The 24478-nt window shown below is 38.5% G+C and carries 25 protein-coding genes and 1 pseudogene; 9 read left to right on the top strand and 17 right to left on the bottom strand.

What is annotated here, in order from left to right:
• Positions 1-36 precede the first annotated feature (36 nt).
• The 3 genes from glnA to PERMA_RS07860 all read right to left on the bottom strand — a co-directional run bounded on the left by glnA (position 37) and on the right by PERMA_RS07860 (position 3400).
• Positions 37-1464 (bottom strand): type I glutamate--ammonia ligase, encoded by a 1428-nt coding sequence (gene glnA / locus PERMA_RS07870; RefSeq protein WP_012676471.1) that lies wholly within the window; start codon positions 1462-1464, stop codon positions 37-39.
• A 31-nt stretch (positions 1465-1495) separates the two neighbouring features.
• A complete protein-coding gene (locus PERMA_RS07865; RefSeq protein WP_012675942.1) occupies positions 1496-1834 on the bottom strand; it encodes a P-II family nitrogen regulator in 339 nt (112 codons plus the stop codon).
• Positions 1835-1966: 132 nt separating this feature from the next.
• A complete protein-coding gene (locus PERMA_RS07860) occupies positions 1967-3400 on the bottom strand; it encodes an aldehyde dehydrogenase family protein (protein ID WP_015898975.1) in 1434 nt (477 codons plus the stop codon).
• 73 nt (positions 3401-3473) lie between these two features.
• Between PERMA_RS07860 and ruvA the strand changes: the two genes are divergently transcribed.
• Together ruvA and cysM are read left to right on the top strand one after the other, a co-directional pair.
• A complete protein-coding gene (gene ruvA / locus PERMA_RS07855) occupies positions 3474-4013 on the top strand; it encodes a Holliday junction branch migration protein RuvA (protein WP_012676260.1) in 540 nt (179 codons plus the stop codon).
• A gap of 41 nt (positions 4014-4054) precedes the next feature.
• Entirely contained in the window at positions 4055-5002 is a 948-nt protein-coding gene (gene cysM, locus PERMA_RS07850; protein ID WP_012676510.1) for a cysteine synthase B, read from the top strand.
• Here the strand turns inward: cysM and PERMA_RS07845 are convergent.
• The 11 genes from PERMA_RS07845 to PERMA_RS07795 all read right to left on the bottom strand — a co-directional run bounded on the left by PERMA_RS07845 (position 4999) and on the right by PERMA_RS07795 (position 16079).
• A complete protein-coding gene (locus tag PERMA_RS07845; RefSeq protein ID WP_015899019.1) occupies positions 4999-6210 on the bottom strand; it encodes a glucosyl-3-phosphoglycerate synthase in 1212 nt (403 codons plus the stop codon). The two genes, cysM and PERMA_RS07845, sit on opposite strands and share 4 nt — an antisense overlap.
• Positions 6211-6223: 13 nt before the next feature.
• Positions 6224-7477 carry a glucosylglycerate synthase Ggs gene (ggs, locus tag PERMA_RS07840; RefSeq protein WP_012675407.1) on the bottom strand — a complete coding sequence of 418 codons (1254 nt, stop codon included), beginning with the start codon at positions 7475-7477 and terminating at the stop codon, positions 6224-6226.
• A gap of 1 nt (position 7478) precedes the next feature.
• Positions 7479-8777, bottom strand: a complete 1299-nt coding sequence (locus PERMA_RS07835; RefSeq protein WP_012675354.1) for a glycerate kinase type-2 family protein — start codon at positions 8775-8777, stop codon at positions 7479-7481.
• The gene (locus PERMA_RS07830; RefSeq protein ID WP_041530917.1) at positions 8752-9570 is read right to left on the bottom strand and encodes an HAD-IIB family hydrolase; all 819 of its coding nucleotides are present in this window, start codon (positions 9568-9570) and stop codon (positions 8752-8754) included. Before PERMA_RS07830 ends, PERMA_RS07835 begins: the two co-directional genes overlap by 26 nt.
• Positions 9563-10582: a sensor histidine kinase gene (locus PERMA_RS07825; protein WP_012675624.1), complete on the bottom strand. Its 1020-nt coding sequence runs from the start codon at positions 10580-10582 to the stop codon at positions 9563-9565. The genes PERMA_RS07830 and PERMA_RS07825 overlap by 8 nt, the downstream gene beginning before the upstream one ends.
• Positions 10575-11237, bottom strand: a complete 663-nt coding sequence (phoU, locus tag PERMA_RS07820; RefSeq protein ID WP_012676455.1) for a phosphate signaling complex protein PhoU — start codon at positions 11235-11237, stop codon at positions 10575-10577. Before phoU ends, PERMA_RS07825 begins: the two co-directional genes overlap by 8 nt.
• Before the next feature lie 15 nt (positions 11238-11252).
• Positions 11253-12020 (bottom strand): phosphate ABC transporter ATP-binding protein PstB, encoded by a 768-nt coding sequence (gene pstB, locus PERMA_RS07815; RefSeq protein ID WP_012676741.1) that lies wholly within the window; start codon positions 12018-12020, stop codon positions 11253-11255.
• Entirely contained in the window at positions 12020-12862 is an 843-nt protein-coding gene (pstA, locus tag PERMA_RS07810) for a phosphate ABC transporter permease PstA (RefSeq protein WP_012675588.1), read from the bottom strand. The genes pstB and pstA overlap by 1 nt, the downstream gene beginning before the upstream one ends.
• A gap of 5 nt (positions 12863-12867) precedes the next feature.
• On the bottom strand, positions 12868-13809 hold the full coding sequence (gene pstC, locus PERMA_RS07805; protein ID WP_015898991.1) for a phosphate ABC transporter permease subunit PstC: 942 nt from the start codon (positions 13807-13809) through the stop codon (positions 12868-12870).
• An 89-nt stretch (positions 13810-13898) separates the two neighbouring features.
• Complete coding sequence (gene pstS / locus PERMA_RS07800; RefSeq protein WP_012675995.1) at positions 13899-14906, bottom strand: phosphate ABC transporter substrate-binding protein PstS; 1008 nt, start codon at positions 14904-14906, stop codon at positions 13899-13901.
• A gap of 18 nt (positions 14907-14924) precedes the next feature.
• On the bottom strand, positions 14925-16079 hold the full coding sequence (locus PERMA_RS07795; protein ID WP_012676180.1) for a hypothetical protein: 1155 nt from the start codon (positions 16077-16079) through the stop codon (positions 14925-14927).
• A gap of 158 nt (positions 16080-16237) precedes the next feature.
• Between PERMA_RS07795 and PERMA_RS07790 the strand changes: the two genes are divergently transcribed.
• The 7 genes from PERMA_RS07790 to PERMA_RS07760 are packed head-to-tail and all read left to right on the top strand — an operon-like array spanning position 16238 to position 20529.
• Positions 16238-16465: a hypothetical protein gene (locus PERMA_RS07790; protein ID WP_012675340.1), complete on the top strand. Its 228-nt coding sequence runs from the start codon at positions 16238-16240 to the stop codon at positions 16463-16465.
• A 5-nt stretch (positions 16466-16470) separates the two neighbouring features.
• Positions 16471-17751 carry a bifunctional 3,4-dihydroxy-2-butanone-4-phosphate synthase/GTP cyclohydrolase II gene (locus tag PERMA_RS07785; protein WP_012676950.1) on the top strand — a complete coding sequence of 427 codons (1281 nt, stop codon included), beginning with the start codon at positions 16471-16473 and terminating at the stop codon, positions 17749-17751.
• Positions 17751-18182, top strand: a complete 432-nt coding sequence (rimI, locus tag PERMA_RS07780; RefSeq protein ID WP_012675825.1) for a ribosomal protein S18-alanine N-acetyltransferase — start codon at positions 17751-17753, stop codon at positions 18180-18182. The genes PERMA_RS07785 and rimI overlap by 1 nt, the downstream gene beginning before the upstream one ends.
• Positions 18183-18210: 28 nt before the next feature.
• Positions 18211-18738, top strand: coding sequence for a hypoxanthine phosphoribosyltransferase (hpt, locus tag PERMA_RS07775; protein ID WP_012676708.1), 528 nt, complete (start codon positions 18211-18213; stop codon positions 18736-18738).
• Positions 18739-18775: 37 nt separating this feature from the next.
• A complete protein-coding gene (moaCB, locus tag PERMA_RS07770; RefSeq protein WP_012675566.1) occupies positions 18776-19696 on the top strand; it encodes a bifunctional molybdenum cofactor biosynthesis protein MoaC/MoaB in 921 nt (306 codons plus the stop codon).
• Positions 19680-20186: a DUF4416 family protein gene (locus PERMA_RS07765; RefSeq protein ID WP_012676636.1), complete on the top strand. Its 507-nt coding sequence runs from the start codon at positions 19680-19682 to the stop codon at positions 20184-20186. The genes moaCB and PERMA_RS07765 overlap by 17 nt, the downstream gene beginning before the upstream one ends.
• 28 nt (positions 20187-20214) lie before the next feature.
• Positions 20215-20529 (top strand): hypothetical protein, encoded by a 315-nt coding sequence (locus PERMA_RS07760; protein WP_012675536.1) that lies wholly within the window; start codon positions 20215-20217, stop codon positions 20527-20529.
• Here PERMA_RS07760 and PERMA_RS07755 read toward each other — a convergent pair whose 3' ends face one another.
• The 3 genes and pseudogenes from PERMA_RS07755 to PERMA_RS10990 all read right to left on the bottom strand — a co-directional run.
• A complete protein-coding gene (locus PERMA_RS07755; protein WP_012676331.1) occupies positions 20530-20739 on the bottom strand; it encodes a hypothetical protein in 210 nt (69 codons plus the stop codon).
• Positions 20729-24037, bottom strand: coding sequence for a DNA gyrase subunit A (locus tag PERMA_RS10965; protein ID WP_472853287.1), 3309 nt, complete (start codon positions 24035-24037; stop codon positions 20729-20731). Before PERMA_RS10965 ends, PERMA_RS07755 begins: the two co-directional genes overlap by 11 nt.
• Positions 24025-24382: pseudogene (locus tag PERMA_RS10990) on the bottom strand (DNA gyrase subunit A); the annotation flags it as partial. The gene PERMA_RS10965 and the pseudogene PERMA_RS10990, both read right to left, overlap by 13 nt.
• Between the last annotated feature and the right edge of the window lie 96 nt (positions 24383-24478).

Genomic DNA, 24478 nt, shown 5'->3' with positions numbered 1-24478 from the left:
TCTATAATAAAAAGCCCCCAAAAGGGGGCATACATCTTAGATATCGTAGTAAAGTTCAAACTCTTTTGGATGTGGAACGAGTCTTATTGCGTCAACCTCTTCCTGTTTTGTCTCTATCCACATCTGTATGAAGTCCTCATCCATAACACCACCCTTCAGGAGGAAGTCCATATCCGCTTTTAACGCATCAATAGCTTCCTGGAGAGATGCTGGTGTTTCAGGAACGTTTGCAAGCTCCTCAGGTGAGAGTGAGTAGATATCCTTATCTAAAGGCTCACCTGGATGTATCTTGTTTTCAATACCATCAATTGCAGCCATTAAAAGTGCAACAAATGCCAGGTATGGGTTTGAAGATGCATCAGGGAATCTTACCTCTATTCTTTTAGCTTTTGGTGAAGCTGAGCCCATAGGTATTCTGATAGCAGCAGATCTGTTTCTTGCAGAGTATGCAAGTCTTACAGGCGCTTCAAATCCAGGTACAAGTCTGTGGTATGAGTTTGTTGTTGGGTTTGTGAATGCTGCTATAGCTTTTCCGTGTTTTATGATTCCACCAATTGCGTAAAGAGCTATCTCTGAAAGACCAGCATACTGGTCTCCTGCAAACATGTTCTCTCCGCCTTTCCAGATAGAGAAATGTATATGCATTCCTGTTCCGTTATCACCGGCTATCGGTTTTGGAAGGAATGTTACATATTTTCCGTGTTTGAATCCAACATTTCTGAGAACATACTTGTATTTGAGAACATTGTCACCTGTTGTTACAAGATCAGCAAATCTGAAGTTGATCTCTCCCTGACCTGCTGTACCAACCTCGTGGTGTTCCCTCTCAACTGTTATTCCAACCTCTTCGAGAGTTTTAACCATATCCCTTCTTATAGCTGACATCTTGTCAAGTGGTGGAACAGGGAAGTATCCTCTCTTGTAAGGTGTTTTGTACCCGAGGTTTGGCATCTCTTCTCTTCCGGTATTCCACCAGCCCTCAACTGAGTCTATCTCATAGTAAGAGTGGTTTGGACCGTTGCTGAACTTGATGTCGTCAAATATGAAGAACTCAGCCTCAGGACCGAAGAAAGCGATATCACCTATTCCTGTTGACTTTAAGAACTCAATAGCCTTCTTAGCTATCTGTCTTGGATCTCTGTTGTAAGCCTCTCTTGTAATAGGGTCTTCAACATCACAAACAAGTGATATAGTAGGTTCTTCTATAAACGGATCTATGAATGCAGATTTTGGATCTGGAATCAGGAGCATGTCTGATTCCTGTATTCCCTTCCAGCCTCTTATTGATGAGCCGTCAAAAGGAATACCGTTCTCAAAGCTCTCTGCCGAAAACTCATGTGCTGGTATTGTCAGGTGTTGCCACTGTCCAAAAGGATCTGAAAACTTCAGGTCAATAAAAACAATTCCTTTTTCTGAAATAACTCTTAAAACATCATCTGGCGTTTGACACTGAATCATAGCCATTTAAAGTACCTCCTGATTTGATTTTATGAAACTAAATTGCTTCCGGTCCCCTTTCACCTGTTCTTATCCTAATAGCATCCTCAACAGGTATTATAAAGATCTTTCCGTCACCTATTCTTCCTGTTCTTGCTGTGTTCGCTATTGTTTCTACAACCTTCTCAACCATTGAGTCATCAACAACAATCTCTATTTTAAGCTTTGGAAGGAAATCAATAACATACTCTGCTCCTCTGTAAAGCTCAGTGTGCCCTTTCTGTCTTCCGAAACCCTTTGCCTCAGATACAGTCATACCGTAAACGCCGATCTCAGTTAAAGCGTCCTTAACCTCATCAAGTTTGAAAGGTTTGATAATAGCTTCAATTTTCTTCATTTACACCCTCCAAGTATTCCTGAATTTTATAATCAAGCAAATATCCTGCCAATATTAAATAAAGTAATATCGTTATTCTACCAGTATTCAATGCACTTATTTTGTGCAATTATTCGTATAACTGCATATTTTTTATGCATTCAGATCAAAAATCACCATTTTTATCTCTGTATAATCGTCTATCGCAAATTTTGGACCTTCCCTTCCAATACCGCTTCCTTTCACACCACCGTAAGGCATGTTATCTGCTCTGAATGTAGGTATATCATTTATTATAACTCCACCAACCTCAGCATCCTGTATAAACTTCCATGCATTTTTTATGTTATTTGTAAACACACCAACCTGAAGACCGTAATTGGATCTGTTTACAAGCTCCAGGGCTTCATCAATACTCCTGAATCTCTTTACAGTAACAACAGGTGCAAAAGCCTCCTCATAGAAGAGTTTTGACTCTTCCGGTACATCAACAACAACTGTAGGCTGGAAAACAGTTTTTTCCTCTGCACATGAAACACCGCCTGTCTCAATCTTTGCACCTTTTTCAACAGCTTCCTTTATCCATGACTGTATTCTGTTAACCTCATCAACAGCTATAACAGGTCCAACATCCGTATTCTCATCCATTGGATCACCAAACTTGAGCTTTGATACCTCTTCCTTCAGCAACTTCTGGAACCTATCTGCAACATCCTCATGAACAAGAACTCTCTGAACAGATATACATACCTGTCCTGCAAGGGCAAAACCGCCTAAAACTGATTTTTTAGCTGCAAGCTCAAGGTTTGCGTCCCTATCAACAACAACAGCGGAATTAGATCCAAGCTCCATAACTATCTTTTTCAGTCCAGCCTGTTTTGCTATTATCTCACCAACCTTAAGACTTCCTGTAAATGAAACAACCCTTACATCAGGATGTGTTGTCATAGCCTGTCCAACATCAGCGTATCCCGGTATTACCGAAACAGCCTCCTCAGGAACACCTGCCTCAAGGAATAGCTCACAGAGCATTATGGGAGATAAGGGAGTTCTCTCACTCGGCTTAAGTATGAACGGACATCCTGCAGCTATAGATGGAGCTATCTTGTGGGCTGTGAGATTCAAAGGGAAGTTAAAAGGTGTTATTGCAGAAACGATACCGGCAGGCTCTCTGAAATAAAAGCCTTTTTTACCCTTACCATTCGGAGATGCATCCACATAAACATACTCCCCTTCAATTCTCTTTGCCTCTTCAGCAGAAAATATTATCGTGTTTATACATCTTTCAACTTCTGTTCTTGCTTCCCTTATCGTTTTACCAACTTCATAAACAACAGTTTTTGCAAACTCTTCCTTTCTCTCCTCAAGTAACTGTGCAACTTTCATAAGGATTTTGTACTTTTCATATGAGGATAGCTCCTTAAGTCTCTTTAAACCTGTCTTTGCTTTTTCTATAGCTTTCTCAACATCCTCTGGAGAACCTTTTGGAACCTCCCCTACCTTTTCAAGTGTGTATGGATATATAACATCTATTTTTTCTTCCTTGTAAACTTTCTGACCACCTATGATCATCGGGAGGGCTATCATATTTTCAAACCTCCTTTACTTTATTATATTTTAACATGAAAATAGATTTACCATATCTTTCAGGAGTTTTCTTATGATCGAGTTTTTAAAAGGAAAGATAAAACATAAAAAAGATGATATCTACATTATTGATCTTGGAACAGTAGCTTTAAGATTCAGATCACCCTCTGATCTTAAGGATCAATCTGTTGTGTTTATAGAGATGTTTATAAAGGACGACAGGGTTGAGCTTTACGGATTTAAAACACCTGAGGAAAGGGAGATCTTTAACAGACTTTTAAGTATTAATGGTGTTGGTGTTAAACATGCACTTTCCATATTAAGATCATTCAGTCCTGAGAGATTTTTTGAGATTGTTGAAAACCGTGATATAACAACATTAACAACAGCACAGGGTGTTGGTAAGAAAACAGCCCAGAGGATAGTACTTGAGCTTCAGGGGAAGCTCGATTTTATTGAGAATGAGCTTTTAAAGGATCTTGTTGATGCACTTACAGGTCTTGGTTTTGATAAAAAAAGGGTGTTATCTGTAGCAAAAGATGTTCTGAAAGAGACCGATAATTTAGAAAAGGCTTTAAAATTAGCCCTTCAAAAACTGGCTGAAAAAGGATAAAATTTTTAAACTTTAATAAAATACAGTCAGGGTGAAAAAGATTGTGGATATTAGGCGAACATGATGAGAATATAAGGAAAACCAGAAGATCAATACTTGAACTTGTTGGTAACACACCTCTAATAAAGCTTGAAAACTCCCTTCCTGAAGATATAAAAGAAAAAGATGTAGAGATATACGCAAAACTTGAAGGTTACAACCCGGGTGGGTCTGTAAAGGATAGACCTGCAACAAGGATGCTTGTTGAGGCTGTTAAAAGCGGCAAACTTACAAAAGACAAGATAATCCTTGATGCAACATCAGGTAACACAGGGATAGCACTTGCTATGATAGGAACAGCTCTCGGTTTCAGAGTTGAACTTGCAATGCCTGCAAACGTAAGTGAGGAGAGAAAGAAGATAATACAGGCCTTCGGTGCAAAGATACATTACACAAACCCTCTTGAGAGTACAGATGGGGCTATTATTTACGTAAGAAAGCTTATAGAAAAATATCCTGACAGATATTTCTACGTTGATCAGTACAATAACGATGCGAACTGGAGATCCCATTACTACTCAACAGCTGTCGAGATATGGAAGCAGACTGAAGGTAGAATAACACATTTTGTTGCAGGTATAGGGACAGGTGGAACGGTTATGGGAACAGGGAGGAGACTCAAGATATTCAATCCTGATATTCAGGTTATAGGCGTCCAGCCTGACAGCCCTTTCCACGGTATAGAAGGACTGAAGTATATAGAAACATCAATAAAACCAGGTATTTTTGATGAGAACAGACTTGATAGAACGATGTTTATAGGAACAGATATCTCATACGAGAGGGCAAGGGAGCTTGCGAGAAAAGAAGGCATATTTGTAGGTCAGTCCTCAGGAGCTGCCTTTGAGGCTGCGATCCAGCTTGCAAGAGAGATTGATGAAGGTGTTATAGTTTTTATATGTCCGGATGGTGGAGAAAAATATCTGACAACAGCTTTATGGGAGTTCTAATCATCAGAGTTGTCCTCCTCAACAGCCCTTATAAGTTTGTCTGAGATCTCAGGAAGTGCAGCTCTCACCCTTACCCATGCTGACATAAGGGGAACACCTATAGGATCTTCTATAAACTCCTTTTCAGCTTTTTTGAGGGCATCAACAAAAACCTCAATAGCCTCTATCTCTGCATGCCTGTCGTACGTAAGACCATTTATCAAGGATAATGCGTTGTACTTTTCTATAGCGTATCTCGCTTCCTGAAGGTATGTTGTGAGAAGTGTTCTGAAAAACGCCTCAGAAAAAACAAAACCATCGTGTGCAAGAACTCTGAAAAGAGTTTTTGCTATATCACTTGCCATCTTTACAAGTCCTTCAGATGTTGATTTTACAAGTTTCTGATGTTTATGTTCATAAGTATCCATAACCTCTACCTGACATATCCTGTTAAATGATGTGTTCTGGTAAACCTCACTCAGCATAGACACCTCAAGACCCCATGTTGGAGATATTCTTATACCCCTTGCAAGTGTTCTTATAAATGCAAACTCACCTGAGAGGGCATACCTGAAGCTATCAAGATAAACAAGGAATCTGTTACATCCAAGTATCCTTATAAGAGCCCTTATCAAAGGTGTATAAAATATCCTTGTAACCCTTCCGTAAAGCTTATGTGTAACCCTGGCATAGTATCCTTTACTGAACTCAAAATCTAAAGCAGGATGAACAACGGGGTAAAGAAGTCTTGCAGGCAGCTCTCTGCTGTAATTTACTATATCACAGTCATGAAGGGCTATGGCGTATGCGTCCGCATCTGAGAGTATATACCCAAGACTCATCCATACGGATCTTCCTTTACCTGGTATAGACACATTAAATCCAGCTTCTTCAAGCTCCCTGTACAACCTCTGCATCCTCGGTCCATCATGCCATATAACCTTAACTTCTGTATTTATTTCTGACATTATCTTTTTAACCTTTTTAAACTCCTCCTCAGTAGCCCTATCAAGGGAGAGAACTATCTTATACAGATACCTTATATCCTTAAGCTCCTGTATTATCTTAGGCATTGCAGGTCCTTCAAACTCAGAGTACAGAGCAGGTAGCAGAAGAACCATATTTCTCCTTTTTGAGAACAGCTCAAGCTCATATTCCAGCTCTTCAAGGGATCTGTTTCTGAAATTCTGAAGAGTCGTTATAACACCATTCTGGAAAAAGTCTGCCATGAAAATGCCTCCCTCATTTCCATATTTTTATCAGATAATCTTTCATTTCCTCAAAAACTTCAGCCTGTTTGTTGTAGTATTCCTCAGCCTCCTGATCAGATTTATCCGATAGCTCATTAACAAGAGAAGCAACACGGGCGTTGTAAAGGGGTATCATAGTATTTAAAACCTTGAATTTCTGCCTTTCAGTTGAGTGGAATATATTTGCATACCTGTAAACTATCCTTACCCATGTTTCTACAGGCATTACAAACTCCTCATTATTCTCAACCTTGAAAAGATCTTTTATCACCTTCATATCTTCCTCATCAAGAATTCTTTCCCAGACCCCTTCAAAATTTCTGTAGCCTGTTTTGAAGTAATCTATACTCTCATCAAGATCTATCTCAAAAGGTTCAGGCTCTACACCTGCAAACTCACCAAAAACGGGAACCTCCTTTGATTTCTTTATCTTCTTCCAGAAAGTCTCATACTTTTCCATAAGATTGTAAGTTGTTCCAACAACCTCCCTGAACATACCGCTAAGATCCTTAGCAGGATCTTTCTCCCCATGTATCTTCGCCCCAAGTCTTGCCTGACATATCCTGTAACCTTTAACAATAGCTGTTGTTGTCATCCATATATCAATCCCAAACTTTGCAACATCTGTCTCCCACACATCCTCATCAAGATAGTCCTTAACAAGCTTCCTTGACATACCAAAATCACCACCTATAGGCTGTCTTATACGAAGTCCGTAAAGTGTTCTTATTAGAGGATAGGCTATATTGTTTGTTATTGTTCCATCAAACTTATACCTTCTGTAGTAAGGTGTAACATAATCAAATCCCTGGAAAACAGGATCAAGAATATTCTTAATCCATTCAGGTGTTATAGATTTAAGATCAGAATCAAATGTTGCAACAGCCTCAGCCCTTAAAAACTCAGCAGCCTCAAAAACAGCTCTCAGGGCAGATCCCTTACCTGGTATACCTCTGTATATAGAAACTATCTTCTCTATATTGTACGCACTTATATCTGTAGCCCTCGCCTCTTCCCTTGTATCATCTGTAGAACCACCATCAGAGACGAATATTATCGCCTTTCTGTCTGAGTAGTATCTATCAAGCCCCTTTGCAACAGTCTCAATAACATGTGATATGGTTGTCTGGCTGTAGTAAGAAGGGATACCAACAACTATATCAGCATATCCTATCTTCTCTATCTTCTTTCTCGCATCCTCCCTTAAAGCTGTTGAAAATCTTACATTTGGCAGAACTATCATCATCTTAACCCTCTACTATCATTACTATAATGTCCATAACATTTGTTCCCGTTTTTCCTGTAAATATCAGATCTCCCGTTTTTTTAAAAAAGCTGTAAGAATCGTTATTCTCCAGATACTGATCAATATTCAGATCAAGTGATAAAGCCTTTCTGTAGGAGTCTGCTGTTATAACAGCACCTGCTGCATCAGAATTTCCATCAATCCCATCCGTTCCTCCACTCAGCAAGACTATCCCATTCGTATCCTTTATCTCTTTTAAAGCTGAAAGAACAAGCTCCTGATTTCTCCCTCCCTTTCCATTTCCTGTTACGGTAACTGTCGTTTCACCACCGAAAAGGATACACACAGGCTTTTTAACAGGGTTGTCTGATCTTTTTATCTCAAGTCCTATTCCTGTTATAACTTTTGCAACCTCCCTTGCTTCACCTTTCAGCAGTGATGTGAATATGTAAGATCTGTATCCAGACTCCTCAGCCTTTCTCTTTGCCTCATTCAGTGCTATAAAGTTACTTCCTATTATGAAATGTTTTATATTAGGATTCTCACTTTTTGGAGTGTCCGGTATCTTACCTGAGATACCATCCTGTATAACCTTTTTAACAGAATCGGGGATCTTATCAAAGATGTTGTACTTTTTCAGTATGTTATAAGCATCCTCATAGGTAGATCTGTCGTAATAAAGAGGAGCCGATCCTATTGTAAAAAGGTCATCACCTATAACATCTGATAGAACAAGAACAATCCCCCTCCCCTTTGTTTTTTCCCCCAGCCTCCCTCCTTTTATTAGAGAGAGATGTTTTCTCACAACATTTATCTCATCTATAGGGATACTGTTTTCAAGTAAAAGATGTGTTGTTTTTTGAAGATCCTGAATAGTTACAGGTGGGATAGGTTTTTCAATAAGTGCTGAGCTTCCACCTGAGAGAAGGTATATGAAAGTGTCATTCTCTTTAAGGGCTGAGATCCTCTCAAGGAGTAACTCACCGGCTTTAACACTTTTCTCAGTTGGAACAGGGTGTGATCCTTCTACAACATCTATCTTTTCCAGCTTTTCTGTGTAGTTACATACAACAACACCTTCCTTTATCCTGTCTCCAAGAATCTTTTCTACAGCTTTTGCCATCTCAACAGATGCCTTTCCGCTTCCAAATACGTAAAGATCACCTTCTAAAGGAAACTCATAATCTTTGATTTTAATGAGATTATCTGTTAATGACAGGTTCTGGGGAATTATGTTCTCAGGATGGACGCTACGGATAGAGCTGAGAAAGATCTCAACAGCAACCTCTTTCAATCTCATTAAGTATTCTCCAGATAGACTCGTTCCATCCTTTACTTCCTGGATATTCAGCTTTTATAATGCCGGGAAGATTAACAGACTCGTACTTTTTATTAATATGTGGTATCAGAATCGGGATGTCAACTTCCCTTAGCATCGGTATATCATTTCTACTGTCCCCAAGTCCAACAGTCAGTGGTACTTCACCATAGTTTTCCTCAAATACCTTTTTTACTATCTGAACAGCCCTTCCCTTATCCTGACCCTTCCCTATGAGATGGTAAAACCTTCCTCCTTTTGTTATCTTAAAACCTTCTTTTTCTGCTATCTCCTCTAAATCTTTAATATCCTTTTCATCTTCAATGATAAAAGGCTCTGTAAAATCCCTCTCCTTTGCAAGCTCTGCCCTGTCATAGGGAAGATCTGTAAGCCTCACTATCTCCTCAACAGTCATATCCCCAAACCCTTTTATCTTAAATTTGTCCTTTATCTTTTCTATAAAATCCCTTATCTCTCTGTAATCCCTTCCGAGTTTTATTATGCAGTACCTGTTTTCCTGATCACATCTTATATTGAAACCTCTGTAGCCTTTCGGGAAGAATACAGCTGCGCCATTCTCAACAATGAAGGGCTCTTCTATACCAAGCTCTTTCTGGATAAGTTCAACCTCCTTTTTTGTCTTGCTTGTTACTATAACAAGAGGAATTCCTTTTTTCTTTATCCTCTCTAATGATGGGATGGCATCTTTGAATGAGTAGTCCTCATGATTCAGAAGAGTTCCATCAAGATCTGTAAATATGACCACGTTAGCCATCTCTTCTTTCAGGTATCCTTACTGTAAATGTTGATCCAACGTTAGGCTCACTTTTTACCTCAACCTTACCGTTGTGAGCCTCTGCTATATGCTTCACTATTGACAGTCCAAGACCTGTCCCTCCCACATTTCTGCTTCTTGATTTATCAACCCTGTAAAATCTCTCAAATATGAGAGGCTGTGATTCCTTAGGTATTCCTATCCCTGTATCTGTAACATTTATCAGGATCTCTCCATCTTTCCTTTCAGCTGAGACTGTAACGCTACCTTCAGGCTTGTTGTACTTTATAGCGTTCTCTATAAGATTTTTTAACAGGATATCAAACTTCTTCTGATCAACATCTATCAAAAATCCTTCAGGTATGTCATTTATGAGCTTTATATTTTTCTCCTTTGATAGATGCTCAAGATCGTTAAATATAGAGTTCACTATCCTTGAAAGATCAGCTTTTGTTATGTTCAGTTTCTCTTCCTTTGATTCTAACTTGGCTAAAATGAGAAGATCGTTAATAAGACTGTCCATCTGATCTATTCTCTTTTTTGCCATATTCAGAAACTTTCTTATTGTCTGTACATCCTCTTCCTGCTCAAGTGTTTCAACAATACCTTTCATAACGGCTATCGGTGTTTTAAGCTCGTGTGATACATTTGAGACAAAATCCTTCTTTGCCTGTTTGTATATCTCAAACAGTGTTATGTCCTGAAAATGGAGAACCTTCTTGTTGTTTATATGATACATCCTTATAAGGAATATATCATCATTTATTGTTATCTCCTCTTTGAAATCCCTCTTGTTTTTGTAGGATATTATTGAGTAAAGGTAGTTATTCTTTATAACCTCAGAAAAATGCTTTCCCAGAGGGTCTATCCCTTTAATATCGTTCTTGAGAATATCCTTGGCGTAAGCGTTCATATACTCAATATTCTGGTTTTCATCAACAACAATCACACCTTCTTTAAGAAAGTCTAAAAACTTAAGGATAACTTCAGTATCTATCTGATTATTATTCATCTTTATCTAATTCCTGATGTCTGAGCATCTTACCTTCTTTCATATATATAACTTCCTCTGCAAGGTTTGTTGCTATATCAGCGACTCTTTCAAGATTTGATGATACAGTGATAAGCCTTATACCAACCTTTATATTCTTAGGATCCTCAACCATGTATGTGTATATCTCTCTTATGATCTGTTCATGAAGTGCATCAACCCTGTCATCCCTTGTTATAACATCCCTTGCAAGCTCTGTATCAAGATTTTCAAGTGATTTTACAGCATCCTTGACCATACCTAAAACTATCTCTGTCATAACAGGAAGATCAACATACTCCTTAAGCTTAGGTTTTGTTAAGATCCTCTCAGCCTGTTCCTTTATATTCTCTGCGTGATCACCTATCCTTTCTATATCCCTGTTAACAAAAAGATCCATAACAAGGATTCTTAAATATTTTGCCTCTGGCTGGAATCTTGCTATAGTTGTTATTATAAGAGTCTCATTCTCAACCTCCATCTGATCAACTTTTGGCTCAAGCTCTTCAACAACCTTTAGATACTCAGGGTTGTGCTCTATGATAGCCTTAACAGCATTCTCTATCATAAGATCAGCCATCTCAGCCATCTGTATAAGCCTGTCCCTTATCTCTTCAAGTCTTGGTTTTATAAGCATAACTACCTCCCTTAATTATCCAAATCTTCCACTTACATAATCTTCTGTCAGTTTTTTCTTAGGTGAAGTGAATATGATATCCGTTTTGTCAAACTCAACAAGCTCTCCCAGATACATAAATGCTGTGTAGTCTGAGACTCTCGCAGCCTGCTGCATATTGTGTGTGACTATTATTATGGTTACAGTCTCTTTAAGCTCAACAACAAGCTCTTCAATCTTACCTGTAGATATAGGATCAAGTGCTGATGTTGGTTCATCAAAAAGCAGGACCTCAGGTTCTACAGCTAAAGCTCTCGCTATAACAAGTCTCTGCTGCTGTCCTCCAGAGAGACCTGTAGCACTGTCCTTAAGCCTGTCCTTAACCTCATCCCATAAAGCTGCCTGCTTTAAAGCTTTCTCCACCCTTGCTTCAAGCTCTGATCTGTTCTTTATACCTCTAAGTTTAAGTCCATAAGCCACATTGTCAAATATGCTCATAGGAAATGGTGTTGGCTTCTGGAATACCATCCCAACCTTTGATCTGAGCTCTATAAGATCAATATCATCTGAAAGTATATTCCTTCCGTCCATTATGATCTCACCTTCATACCTGTTACCGTAGTAAAGATCATGCATCCTGTTGAAACTTCTCAGAAGTGTCGTCTTTCCACAGCCGGAAGGACCTATAAGGGCTGTAACCTTCTTCTCATAGACAGGCATATTTATATTTTTAAGGGCGGGTTTATCAGATTTTGCGTAGTAAAAAGAGAAATTTCTTACCTCTATCTTGATCTTATCTTCCATTAACCTTTATACCTCCAGTGTATAATCATACGGGAAGTTACAGTGACTATAAGTATAACAACTGTGATTATAAAAGCAGCAGCCCATGCCTTCTCATGCCAGTCCTCATAAGGTCCCATAGCATAGTTAAAAATAGTAACTGTGAGTGATGCTATAGGCTCATTCATGTTTGTTGTAAAGTAAGAGTTGTTAAATGATGTAAATAAAAGGGGAGCTGTCTCACCGGCTATCCTCGCTATAGCAAGTATAACACCAGTAAGAATTCCTGTTGCTGCAGCTCTGTAAACTATATCCTTTATAACTCTGAAGTAAGAAGCACCAAGGGCAAATGCAGCCTCTCTTAAAGTCCACGGAACAAGTTTGAGCATATCCTCTGTAGTCCTGAGAACAACAGGAACCATTATAAAGGCAAGTGCTGCAGCTCCAGCCCATCCACTAAAATGACCGAAAGGCTTAACAAGAAGTGCGTATATAAACGTTCCAACAACGATAGAAGGAACACTGACCATAATGTCCGAAAGTATACTTATTATCTTCGCAAAAACGGTTCCCCTCGCATACTCAGCTATAAATGTTCCCCCGAGAATACCAAGTGGAACACCTATTACAGTTGCGACGGATGTTATCAAAAACTGTCCTACAAACGCATTTCTCAGACCACCACCCGGGACACCTGGAGGTGCAGGATCTTCAAGGAAAAGCTCAAGGTTTATAGCTGTGATCCCGTGTCTGAGAACATCAAATATTATAAAAACAAGCCAGAAAAGGCCCATAAAAGCGGCTGCTGTTGACAGGAAGAGAGCTATATTTCCCTTTATCTTTCTCTTTGTTTTTAGATCCATCTTCTTTACCTTTGGTAATGTTTCTCTGCTCTAAGCAGGAAGAATTTAGCAACAGCAAGTATTGTAAAACTCATAAGGAAAAGTATGAGGGCAAGATAGAACAGTGAAGAGAGGTATATATCTGAGTCAGCCTCCGTGAACTCATTCGCAAGCGTTACTGTTATTGTTGCAGCTGCATCAAGAAGGGAAGGTGTTATCTGGTGCTTATTACCAAGAACGAAGGCAACAGCCATAGTCTCACCTAAAGCCCTTCCAAGTGCAAGAACTATACCACCATAAACACCAAGTTTTGAGTAAGGAATAACTACATCCTTGATAACTTCCCATTTTGTAGCTCCAAGTGCGTAGGCAGACTCCTTAACAATATCAGGTGTGAGATTAAAGGAATCCCTTGATATACTTGCTATGAAAGGGGTTATCATTATACTCAGAATTATACTTGCTGTGAGAAGATCAACACCCATAGGTGTTCCTTCAAAAAGCTTTCCTATTACAGGAATATCACCAAATACAGACTGTAATGCAGGCTCGATATACTCAGCCATTATAGGTGCAAGTGTGAAAAGTCCCCACATACCGTAGATGATACTTGGGATAGCTGCAAGCATCTCTATAGCCACACCTATAGGTGTCTTTAAGAAATGGGGAGATATCTCTGTAAGAAATATAGCTATTCCTATAGATACAGGAATGGCTATAGAAAGGGCGAGTATTGTTGTTACAAGTGTTCCGTATAAACTTGCAGCTGCCCCAAAAACCTCCCTTACAGGATCCCAGTCAACAGTAAATATAAAATTCAGAAGACCAAACTTATGGATGGCAAGGGATGATTCGTTGTAAAGAACTATTATCGTTGAGAAGATAAGTGTAAAGATCGTAAAAGCAGCTGAGAAAGATATAACAGCAAAAATCAGATCTGCAGCAGGAAGCTTAAAGAACTTTTTCATACCGTTTTCTTATCCCTCAGATGGTATTTAATTCATTATATCAAAAAAGGAGGGCAAAAAGCCCTCTGGAAGATTCAGCAGCAGCAGGATTATGGGGCTATACCATGTTTCTTCCAGTACTCTCTTATCTTCTTTTTCAGCTCTTCAGGTAGAGGAACGTAAACAAGTCTTTTTGCAGTTTCATCACCATTTTTAAAAGCCCAGTCAAAGAATTTATTTACCTTTTTATTGCTCTCAGTTTTTTCCCTTGCGAGAAGTATGAATGAAGCACCTGCTATAGGCCATGCGTTCTTTCCAGGTGCGTTAACCATCCAGAGATAAAAATGTTTTTCAGGATCAAAATTCGCCGTTGCACCTGCAGCTGAGAATGTATCAAAGCTCGGCTCAACAAAGTTTCCGGCAGAGTTTTTAAGCTTTGTGTATCTCAGTCTGTTCTGTTTTGCGTAGGCAAACTCAACATAACCTATAGAGTACTTAAGTCTTTTAACGTAGTTGGCAACCCCTTCGTTACCTTTACCACCAATACCAACAGGCCATTTAACAGCTTTACCTGCACCAACCTTGCTCTTCCAGTCATCACAGACCTGGGAAAGGTATGTTGTGAATATAGCTGTTGTTCCAGATCCGTCAGATCTGTGTATAACCTTTATCTCTTTGTGGGGAAGCTTCAATGAAGGGTTCATACCTTTTATCTTTTCGTTATCCCAGTACTTTATATCACCAAGGTATATTCTGCATACCGTATCACCATCAAGTTTTAACTGTCCTGCCTTGACACCCGGTATATTAACAACAAGAACAACACCACCTATTATCGCAGGATACTGGTAAAGCTTATACTCATCAAGCTTTTTAGGATCAAGTGGAGCATCTGATGCTCCAAAATCTACAGTTCTGTTTTTTATCTGTCTTACGCCACCACCTGAGCCTATAGACTGGTAGTTTACTCTTATTCCTGTTTCCTTGTAGTACTGGTAAGCCCACGCTGCATAAACAGGATACGGGAATGTAGCACCTGCCCCGTTTATAACATCACCTGCAAAAGAAACAGCAGTTATAAAACCTGATATGACCATTCCTGTTAAAAACTTTCTCATCTCTTATCCTCCTGCCTCTTAATAGTGTAATTCTGCTGTTACCATATATTTTGTGTAATCCTTTGTATTATCATTTTCGTAATCTGTTTTTATACCATTGATTATCCATGTAACATACTTGTTCATATGGTAAGCAACACCATAAATATACATCTTTCTATCATAGGAATTACCCCTTGCATCCCATCTGTCGTATCTTCCAAATAGAGCAATTCTGTTCTTCATAAAAGGTCTCAGCTCAAAGTTAAATGAGTAGCCCTTCCCATCATTATCCTTTGCGTTAGGATCATCCCAGCTTGCGTCTATATACTGTCCGGCTATCAGGAATAAGGGCTGATTGTAAACTGCATGAAGCTGGAGAACAGAGAAATCTTTATCAGAACCTCTATGATTATAGCTGTTTAAAGCGTGAACAGATATGTTGGCGTATCTCTGTGTTAAAGGTTTAGGTTTTTTCTTTCCACCACCTAAAACATGCCATGTAACCCTTCCTTCAATCATAGGTCTGTTTTGCTTGTTACCTTTGTCACTTCTCCCTATATGATCGTACCCTTCACCATCAAACAGTCCGTACTCAGCTGAGAAATACTCAAATTTTGTTTTAAAATCTATACCTGCATCAGCTGATGGGAGGAGATGTGCACCGTCTGAAGCCTCGTAAAAAGTTTTTGAAATAGATCTGTACCACCAGCCAGAATGTTCCTCATAATCAAGCCATGGTGTGTGTGCTATACCAAGTTCAAAAGCAGTTCCAGGTATTATTTTAGAGATATCCTTATAAAGATAGAGATGTTTTACTTTAAGACTTATCTCCTTTCCTTCAGACTCCTTTTCCTTGTGATACTGCCATGAGATATCGTATGTAAATCTGACATGATCTTTTTTGTTAAAGTAAAACTTTGTTACAAAATAGCCTCTTCTAACCTCAAAAGAACCTGAATCTGATCCGTTATTTCTGTCTGTAAATGTGTAGCCTATATAAGCCTTACCACCAAACTTGAGCTTTTTAGATTTTGAAAATGTAGCTGTTTTTTTATTATCAAGCTCTAAAGCTTCCTGCTCAGTTATAACACCCTTTTCAAGAAGTTTTTTTACAACAGGATCACTGATCTCTCCTGCAGATGCTACTGAAAATGTTCCGATCAAAAGCGCCGACATTAAAACCTTTTTCATCTTAACCTCCAGATTATTTTTTTATTTTCCGAAAAAGATTCTATCCTTAAAAATTTAAAAAAATATTAAATTTCTGTTAAGATTTCTTAATATTTGAAAATATTTATGTATAAGCATAACTTTAATTATTAAATGATTGATGATACTGAGGTGTTGTTATGGTCAAGATAGCAATTTTGATACTGACTATAGGTTTTATCCTTTACGCATACGTTAATTTTCTTCCTATAGTTGCATCCTATTTCCAGCAGGCTGTCGTCGGAACATCTACAATACAGTATAAAGTAAAAGAGGTAAAGAAAAAGATAGAACATAACCAGGAAGAAGAAACAGATTATGAAAAAAAGGCTGAAGAAGAGATAGATAAATTATTACATCTGAGGTGAAAAAGATGGAGTTCAGATTTAACAGTATAGAGGAAGCTATAGAAGATATAAAACAGGGAAAGATGGTGATAGTTGTTGACGATCCCAACAGGGAGAATGAAGGTGACCTTGTTATGGCTGCAGAGAAGGTCACACCTGATGCGATAAACTTTATGGCAAAGGAAGGAAGAGGGCTTATCTGTTTATCTATGCTGAGGGAGAGACTTGAGGAACTTGATATACCACTTATGACACAGAATAATACTGATCCTAATGGAACGGCATTCTGTCTTTCTATAGATGCCCATCCAAAGTACGGAACAACTACAGGTATATCTGCTTATGACAGAGCTGTAACTATAAAACTGGCTGTAAGCCCAGATGCAACACCTCAGGATTTTGTCAGACCAGGTCATGTTTTCCCTTTGATGGCAAGACCTGGTGGTGTTCTTGAGAGAACAGGACATACGGAAGCTTCCGTTGATCTTGCGAGACTTGCAGGTCTTTATCCGGCAGGCGTTATATGTGAGATCATGAAGGAAGACGGTACTATGGCAAGACTTCCTGATCTGATAAAGTTTGCTAAAAAATACGATCTTAAGATAATAACAATAGCAGATCTAGTCCAGTACAGGCTGAAAAGGGAGAAGTTTGTAGTAAGAGAGGCTGAAGCACATCTACCAACTAAATACGGAACATTTAAGATATACGGATACAAAAATACACTTGATGGATCTGAACATGTGGCTTTAGTTATGGGAGATATAGATCCTGACAAGCCTACACTTGTAAGGGTTCACTCAGAATGTCTTACAGGAGATATATTTGGCTCATTGAGATGCGACTGTCAGTCACAGTTACACGCAGCACTTAAAACGATAGCATCTGAAGGTAAAGGTGTTCTTGTCTATATGAGAGGTCATGAAGGAAGGGGTATAGGAATAATAAACAAGATTAAAGCTTACAGACTTCAGGAAGAAGGATATGACACAGTTGAGGCAAACCACAGGTTAGGTTTCAATGCTGATCTTAGAGATTTTGGAACGGGAGCTCAGATTCTACTGGATATAGGCGTAAGGAAGATGAAACTTATGACAAACAACCCAAGGAAGATAGTTGCACTTGAAGGATTTGGTCTTGAGGTTGTTGAGAGAATACCTCTGATAATAGAACCTAACCCTTACAACAAGAATTATCTCAAGGCAAAGAAGGAGCATTTAGGTCATATATTCGAGGATCTGAAAGGTGAGAGCTGTAGTATAGACCTTGATCAGCTTAAAGAGGAGATGGACTCAAAAAACAGTTAATGGATATAAATATAAGGGAGTTTTCAGAATCGGATCTAGATGAAGTAAGGGATATAATACACCAGAATTTTAAGAATCCCTGGTCTGATCGTATGATCCTTTCTGCAAATCCATTCAGTTATAAAACCGTTGCTGTTCTGAACAATACTATTGTCGGTTTTCTAAGTGGTGAGATCATCTATGATGAAGCCCATATTCTTATGATAGCTGTTGATAAGAACTTTCAGGGAAGGGGGGTAGGCAAAAAACTTCTCATTGATTTTATAGATGAGTGTATCTCTTCAGGTGTTAATTCAGTATTCCTTGAGGTCTCAGAAAGTAACAAAAAGGCAGTGAGGTTTTACTCAGATTTTGGTTTTTATGTGTATGGTATAAGGGAAAAGTACTACACAACAGGTGAGGATGCATTTTTAATGAAGCTGAATTTATGATAATTTTTTATAAAAAATGGAGTTTGAGATGGAGATAAAGGGAAGAAAAGCTGAAGTACTTATAAAGGAAAAGGATATTAAGGAAAAAGTAAAAGAGCTTGCCGAAAGGATATCCAGGGATTTTGAAGGAAAGGATATACTCGTTGTAGGTATTCTGAAAGGATCTTTCATATTTATGGCAGATCTTGTAAGGGAGTTGAAAGGAAAAGTGTATATAGACTTTATGCAGGTATCATCTTACAACACATCTATGGAAAGCTCAGGTGAGGTGATATTTGTTAAAGACCTTGCACAGGATATAAGAGGTAAAAATGTTCTTATTGTTGATGATATTATAGACACAGGAAGAACCTTAAAAGCCCTCGTTGAAGCATTAAAACAGAGGGAGCCATCAGTTTTAAAAACATGTGTTCTTCTTGATAAGAAGGAGAGAAGAGAGGTTGATTTTGATGCCGATTATGTAGGGTTTGTTATTCCAGATAAATTTGTGATAGGCTACGGTCTTGACTGGGCAGAGGAAGGTAGAAATCTGAAGGATATATACTGTATAATTTGATCGTTATGTCATACTTGATAAAACGAAGGAGGAAGTTATGGGATTCAGACCTGTTGATGTATCAAATAAATTTGAGACTATAAGAACAGCTAAAGCTGAAGGAAAGATATACTTGAGTCCAGAATCTGTTGAGATGATAAAAAACAATCAGGTTCCTAAAGGTGATGTTTTATCTGCATCACAGATGGCAGGCATGCTTGGTGTAAAAAGAACAGCTGATATACTTCCCTTCTGCCATAACATAATGATAGATCATGTTGTTGTTAACACACAGCTCCAGGAAGATGGTGTTTATGTGACAGCTGAGGTTAAATGTATAGGAAGAACAGGTGTTGAGATGGAAGCTCTAACAGCCGTTTCTGCTGCTCTTTTAAATGTTTACGATATGCTTAAAGCGTTTGACAAAAATATGGTTATAGGTGATATAAAGCTCCTTGAAAAGAGAGGAGGAAAATCAGATTACGAGGAGGATCTCTCAGGTCTTAGATGTGCTGTTATAACGCTGAGCGATACATGTTCAAAAGGTGAGGCAGAGGATAGAAGCGGAAAAACAGCTATAGATATCATCCAGAATGAGTTTGGTGGAGAGGTTGTTCACTACAAGATACTCCCAGATGATAAGGATCTTATAGTTAAAGAGCTTAAAGATCTCTCAGACAGGGTTGATATCATATTCACAACAGGTGGAACAGGCTTCAGTAAAAGGGATGTCACACCTGAGGCAACAAAAGAGGTTATAAGAAAAGAGATGATAGGATTCTCAGAGGCTATGAGAATAGTTGGGATAAGATTTACACCTAAATCTCTACTCTCAAGGGGAGTATGCGGGATAATAGGTGATGCCACCTTAATAGTAAACCTTCCAGGAAGTACAGGTGGTGTTAAAGACAATATAAGACTTGTTGCTCCACTACTTAAACATGCTATAAGAATGGCAAAAGGTGAGAAAAAGCATTAAAGCTCTCTTAGGTTTTGGTTTGATGTGGAATCGGAAAGAGTTCCTAGAGCAGGCCTTCCAAACTATAAATCATCATTTCGGTAAAATCATTGAAAAAACGGACCATTTCAGTCTTGAATACTCAAAATACTATGAGAAAGAGATGGGAAAAGATCTGAGAAAGATATTTATAATCACAGACAGAGTTATAGATAAATCTGAGATAGGAGATATAAAAAAGCTGAGTATGAAGATTGAGGATGATATGAGAATAGAAGGGAAGAGAACAGTCAATATAGATCCGTTTTATATAGATATGGATCAGGTTGTAGTTGCAACATCTAAATACAGGGGAAACAGGGTATACATAGGAGAAGGTATATTTGTTGAGCTTGAACTTTGGTATCATCACGGTTCATTCCAGCCTTTCCTCTGGACGTACATAGACTACAAAGAGCATATACATTTTTTTAATAAAGTTAGAAATATTTATAAAAAAGTATATAATTAAATTAGAATATTCTAAAAAGGAGAAGGATATGAAAAAGCTTATTTTTTTCCTGTCTGCTATCTTACTCATCTCTGGATCATCTCTCGCAGGTATGTCAAAAAAGGACTGTGAGAGATACGTTGCACAGATTGAGAAATGTATAAAAGAGGAGAAAAAGGGAGATCTGAACAAAAAATGGAGATACTGTGAAGGTCTCGCACTCTGGAATCTTCTGACAGAGTACAAAAACAACGGTTTCTGCTTTGATGATGAAGAGTGTAAAGAGATGATACTGAAGGATATACAGTCCTGTGAGAATGAGAGAAACGCCCTCTACAGAAAACTTCTCCAGGAACAGAAATAATCACTTCTTTTTAATAATGTCGTAAAGGTTAAGGGCAGAAACCCATACTATGACAACTCCTGCAATAACAGGAAGAAGGCTCTGAAGAAGCTTTGCTGTTAAAAGCGTAGGATCACTTATCTTAAAGGCGGAGATAACTCCGCCTATATTATTTAAAATCGCATACAGTCCTATAAGTATTCCTAAAATAAGAAGGATTCTAACCGTCATTCTCTTCAGATTTTATCTTAGGCTTAACAGCCCTTACCACATAGTCACCTTCTATCTTTAGAACAGGATCACCCATAGCTGTTCTTTTTGCAACAGGTATTCTTTTCTGATCAACAATCAGCTTTAAAACTCTCCCCTTTTCTGTTGAGAAGTAAACGGTCTCATCAAGTTCAACGGGAACAGCTACAGAAAGGAAGTCATCCTTACCGAGCTTGACAGCCATAAGACCTTTCTGTGCTCTTTTCTTTACCTTCCCTTCCTTTGTGAAAAACTCTTCCTTCCTTACAAGTTTAGTATAACCATTTTTGGTCACAGTCATAATGAGATCTTCACTGTTGATCAGGAATCCTCCTGCTACAGTATCTCCCTCATCCAGATCTATAGCCTCAACACCTTTAGCCTTATCACCTGTAACCCTTACCTGATTTCTCTCAAAAAGTAGCAGATCCCCTTTTCTTGTGTAAACGCCTATCAGGGAAGGATGATCATCTGCAAATGCTGTTACCACACAGTCATCTTCAGCAAGAGGTATTATAGAGTGGTTCTGTGATTTGTAGAATATATCCTCATAGGACATTCTTTTTATTATTCCATTTTTTGTAAGAATAAACAGCCTGTCCTCCTCTCCTTCACCTTTGAAAGCTGTTCCAACAATCTCACCTTCATCAATATTTATCCTTCCTTCTCCCTTTGGAAGATCAGCCACAAGACTCCAGTAGGCTTTACCTTTATCTGTTATAAATGCTATAGGAATAGAGCTCTCAACCTCCTGTACAGATATAAGCTTTTCACCAGGTTTCACAGATGATACAACCTCATTCATAACCTTCTGGAATATATCTTTTTTATCAGCATCATCATCTATTCTTCTGTTTAATATCCTTCCGCTACTCAGTACAGCCAGTATATAATGCTCCTCAAATGTCAGACCTGCCTCTTTCTCTTCAACTATCACAGTTTTTCTCTCATCACCAAACTTCTCAAGGAGCTCATCTATCTCCTCTATGAAAACCCTTATCTTCTCTTCCTCAGATGAGAGTATTCTCTGGTATTCCTCTATCTTCAGTCTGAGATCATCCGCTTCCTGATAGAGCTTATCCCCTTCAAGTGCTGTAAATCTTGAAAGTCTCATATCAAGTATAGCCTGTGCCTGAGTATCTGAAAGCTCAAACTCCTCAACAAGCTGAGATCTTGCTGATGATACATCCTTTGAGCTTCTAACTATATCTATAACTCTGTCTGCATTTTCTAAAGCTTTAAGAAGTCCTTCAACTATATGGAGTCTGTTTTCAGCCTTCTCAAGATCAAAAAGTGTTCTCCTTGTTATAACATCAACCCTGTGTTTGATAAACTCCTGTAACAGACCTTTAAGATCAACTGTTTTAGGCTGTTTTCCAACCAGAACAGTAAGGTTTATAGGTATTGATTTTTGAAGCTGTGTTCTTCTGTAGAGTTTTTTAAGAACTTTTTCAGGATCAGCCTCCCTTTTCAGCTCAACAACTATTCTTATTCCATCTCTATCAGACTCATCTCTCAGATCTGATATACCTTTCTCCTGTCCCTTTCTAACAAGCTCAGCTATTCTCTTTATGAGCTCTACCTTGTTTACCTGATAAGGTATCTCATAGATTATTATCCTGTGCCTGTTTCCTGGGAGTCTTTCTATTCTTGCCTTTCCCTTTACAGTTACAGATCCTCTTCCGTCTGTGTATATCTTAACTATCTCCTCAAAAGGTGTTATAAGGATCCCACCTGTAGGAAAGTCCGGACCTTTTATAAACTGACAGAGCTCCTCAACTGTAGCATTTGGAAACTCAGCAAGGTATTTTAAAGCCTCAGCAACCTCCGAGAAGTTATGAGGTGGGATGTTTGTTGAAAGACCAACAGCTATACCTGAAGCACCGTTACATATAAGATTGGGGAATTTAGCTGGGAGAACCTCCGGTTCCATTAATGAAGCATCAAAGTTCTCCTTCATATCAACCGTATTTTTGTCTATATCGGCGAGCATCTCCATTGCAAGCTTTGTAAGGCGCGCCTCAGTGTTGTGATTAACAATTCCGTTTCCTACAAAGGAGTGACAGTCACTTTTCACCCTGATTGAGTAAACGATCTTCTCACCTGTTTCCTCAACCGTTTTTACTTTTGCAAAGTAGTACCTGTTATAAAGAAGCTCTTTAAGAAGTGACCTGTCTTCCTCATCAAGTATGTTTGATAAGGTATCCCAGTACTTTTCTATCTTATGGTATCTGTCAAGGGAATGTTTTGAAAGCCACTCATTAAAACCTTTTCCTCTGTACTTATCCCTTATATAATCAGCGATAAAAGGTATAAAATCAGTTTTGCTGTTTGCTGTTTCCTTTTTATAAATTTTTTCAACAAGCTTTATAAGTTTTTCCTGCTTTTTACCTAAGAAACCAACCTTCTCCTTAAATAGTTTTATATTCTGGTATCCAGAAATGATCAATCTGTAATTTTGCTTATCCCTGTGTATTCTTGATACGATACCAAAGTTAAGGAGAAGAACCTGAAGCTGCTTTAAAAGTTTTTTACTTTTTGAAGAGTAAGAGATATTTACAGCTCTTGCCGTTTCATATACAGTTCCGTCTCCTTCAAACAGAGCTTTTAAAAATGCTCTCTGTACCCTTTTTGATGACTGAAGAACAACAAAAGGTATCTCTTTGTCTGAAGATTTCTTGTCAAACTCCTTTTCTCTTATATCCTGGATTATCTCTTTATGGTGTATCTGGTACTCAACTAAGGTTTTCCCACTTTTTAAAGTTCTCTCATACCTGCAGAAGGTATCTCCATAAATGTCTTTATAGGCGTTTTCAAAAACAGATGCATACTCCTCATCTGTGTTATTAAATCCAGCCCTGTTTTCGGATATATACCCTTCAGAAACAAGAGAACCAAGTAGAACAGCCTCTTCCTCCGTGATCAAGTCCTGATCGCTGTCTATATCATTCTCTCTGCTCACCACAAGATAATCACCTGCTCTAATACTGTCTAAGGTTTTCCATTTATAAACTGGTTTTCCATTCTCTGTGGTCCATGTGAGAACAGGGTGGTTAAAGCTACCTTCTATCTCGTAACCTTCTTCAGTTTCCAGTTTTATCGTTTTGTGCTTCCCACTGTTAAAAAACATATCCGAATGGTTTATCTTTCTATTAAGAGACTGAACCTTTATATTTATTGGATTATCCGAGTTCTCCTCGCTATCAGGAACTATATCCTTTATTTTTATAAGACCTCTGTCTGTATTTATAAGCGTGTCCCCTGTGACACAGTATCTCATTGCAGCCGGTGGATCACCATCAATAGAACCGAAGTTTCCCTGACCCTGAATGAGAGGGTATCTCAGCGTAAAATCCTGAGCCATTCTGACAAGGGCATCATAAACAGATGTATCACCGTGTGGATGATATTTCCCGAGGACCTCACCCACCACTCTCGCAGACTTTTTATACGGTTTATTTGGATAAAGCCCAAGCTCATTCATAGCATAAAGAATTCTTCTCTGGACAGGTTTCAGACCGTCCCTGACGTCAGGTATAGCTCTGCCTACAATAACGGACATAGCATAATCAAGGTAGGCAGACTTTACCTCTTCTTCTATTGGCTGTTTGATAATTTCAGACATAAAACACTCTCCTGTAATATTTTCTTATCTATATTTTACCATATACAGATGCCTTAATTCTTGCCCCACAAAAATATTTTCATAATTTGTAAAGGA

This window comes from Persephonella marina EX-H1, from assembly GCF_000021565.1.
GTDB classification, from domain to species: domain Bacteria; phylum Aquificota; class Aquificia; order Aquificales; family Hydrogenothermaceae; genus Persephonella; species Persephonella marina.
This window is presented reverse-complemented; position numbering and strand designations above follow the sequence as displayed.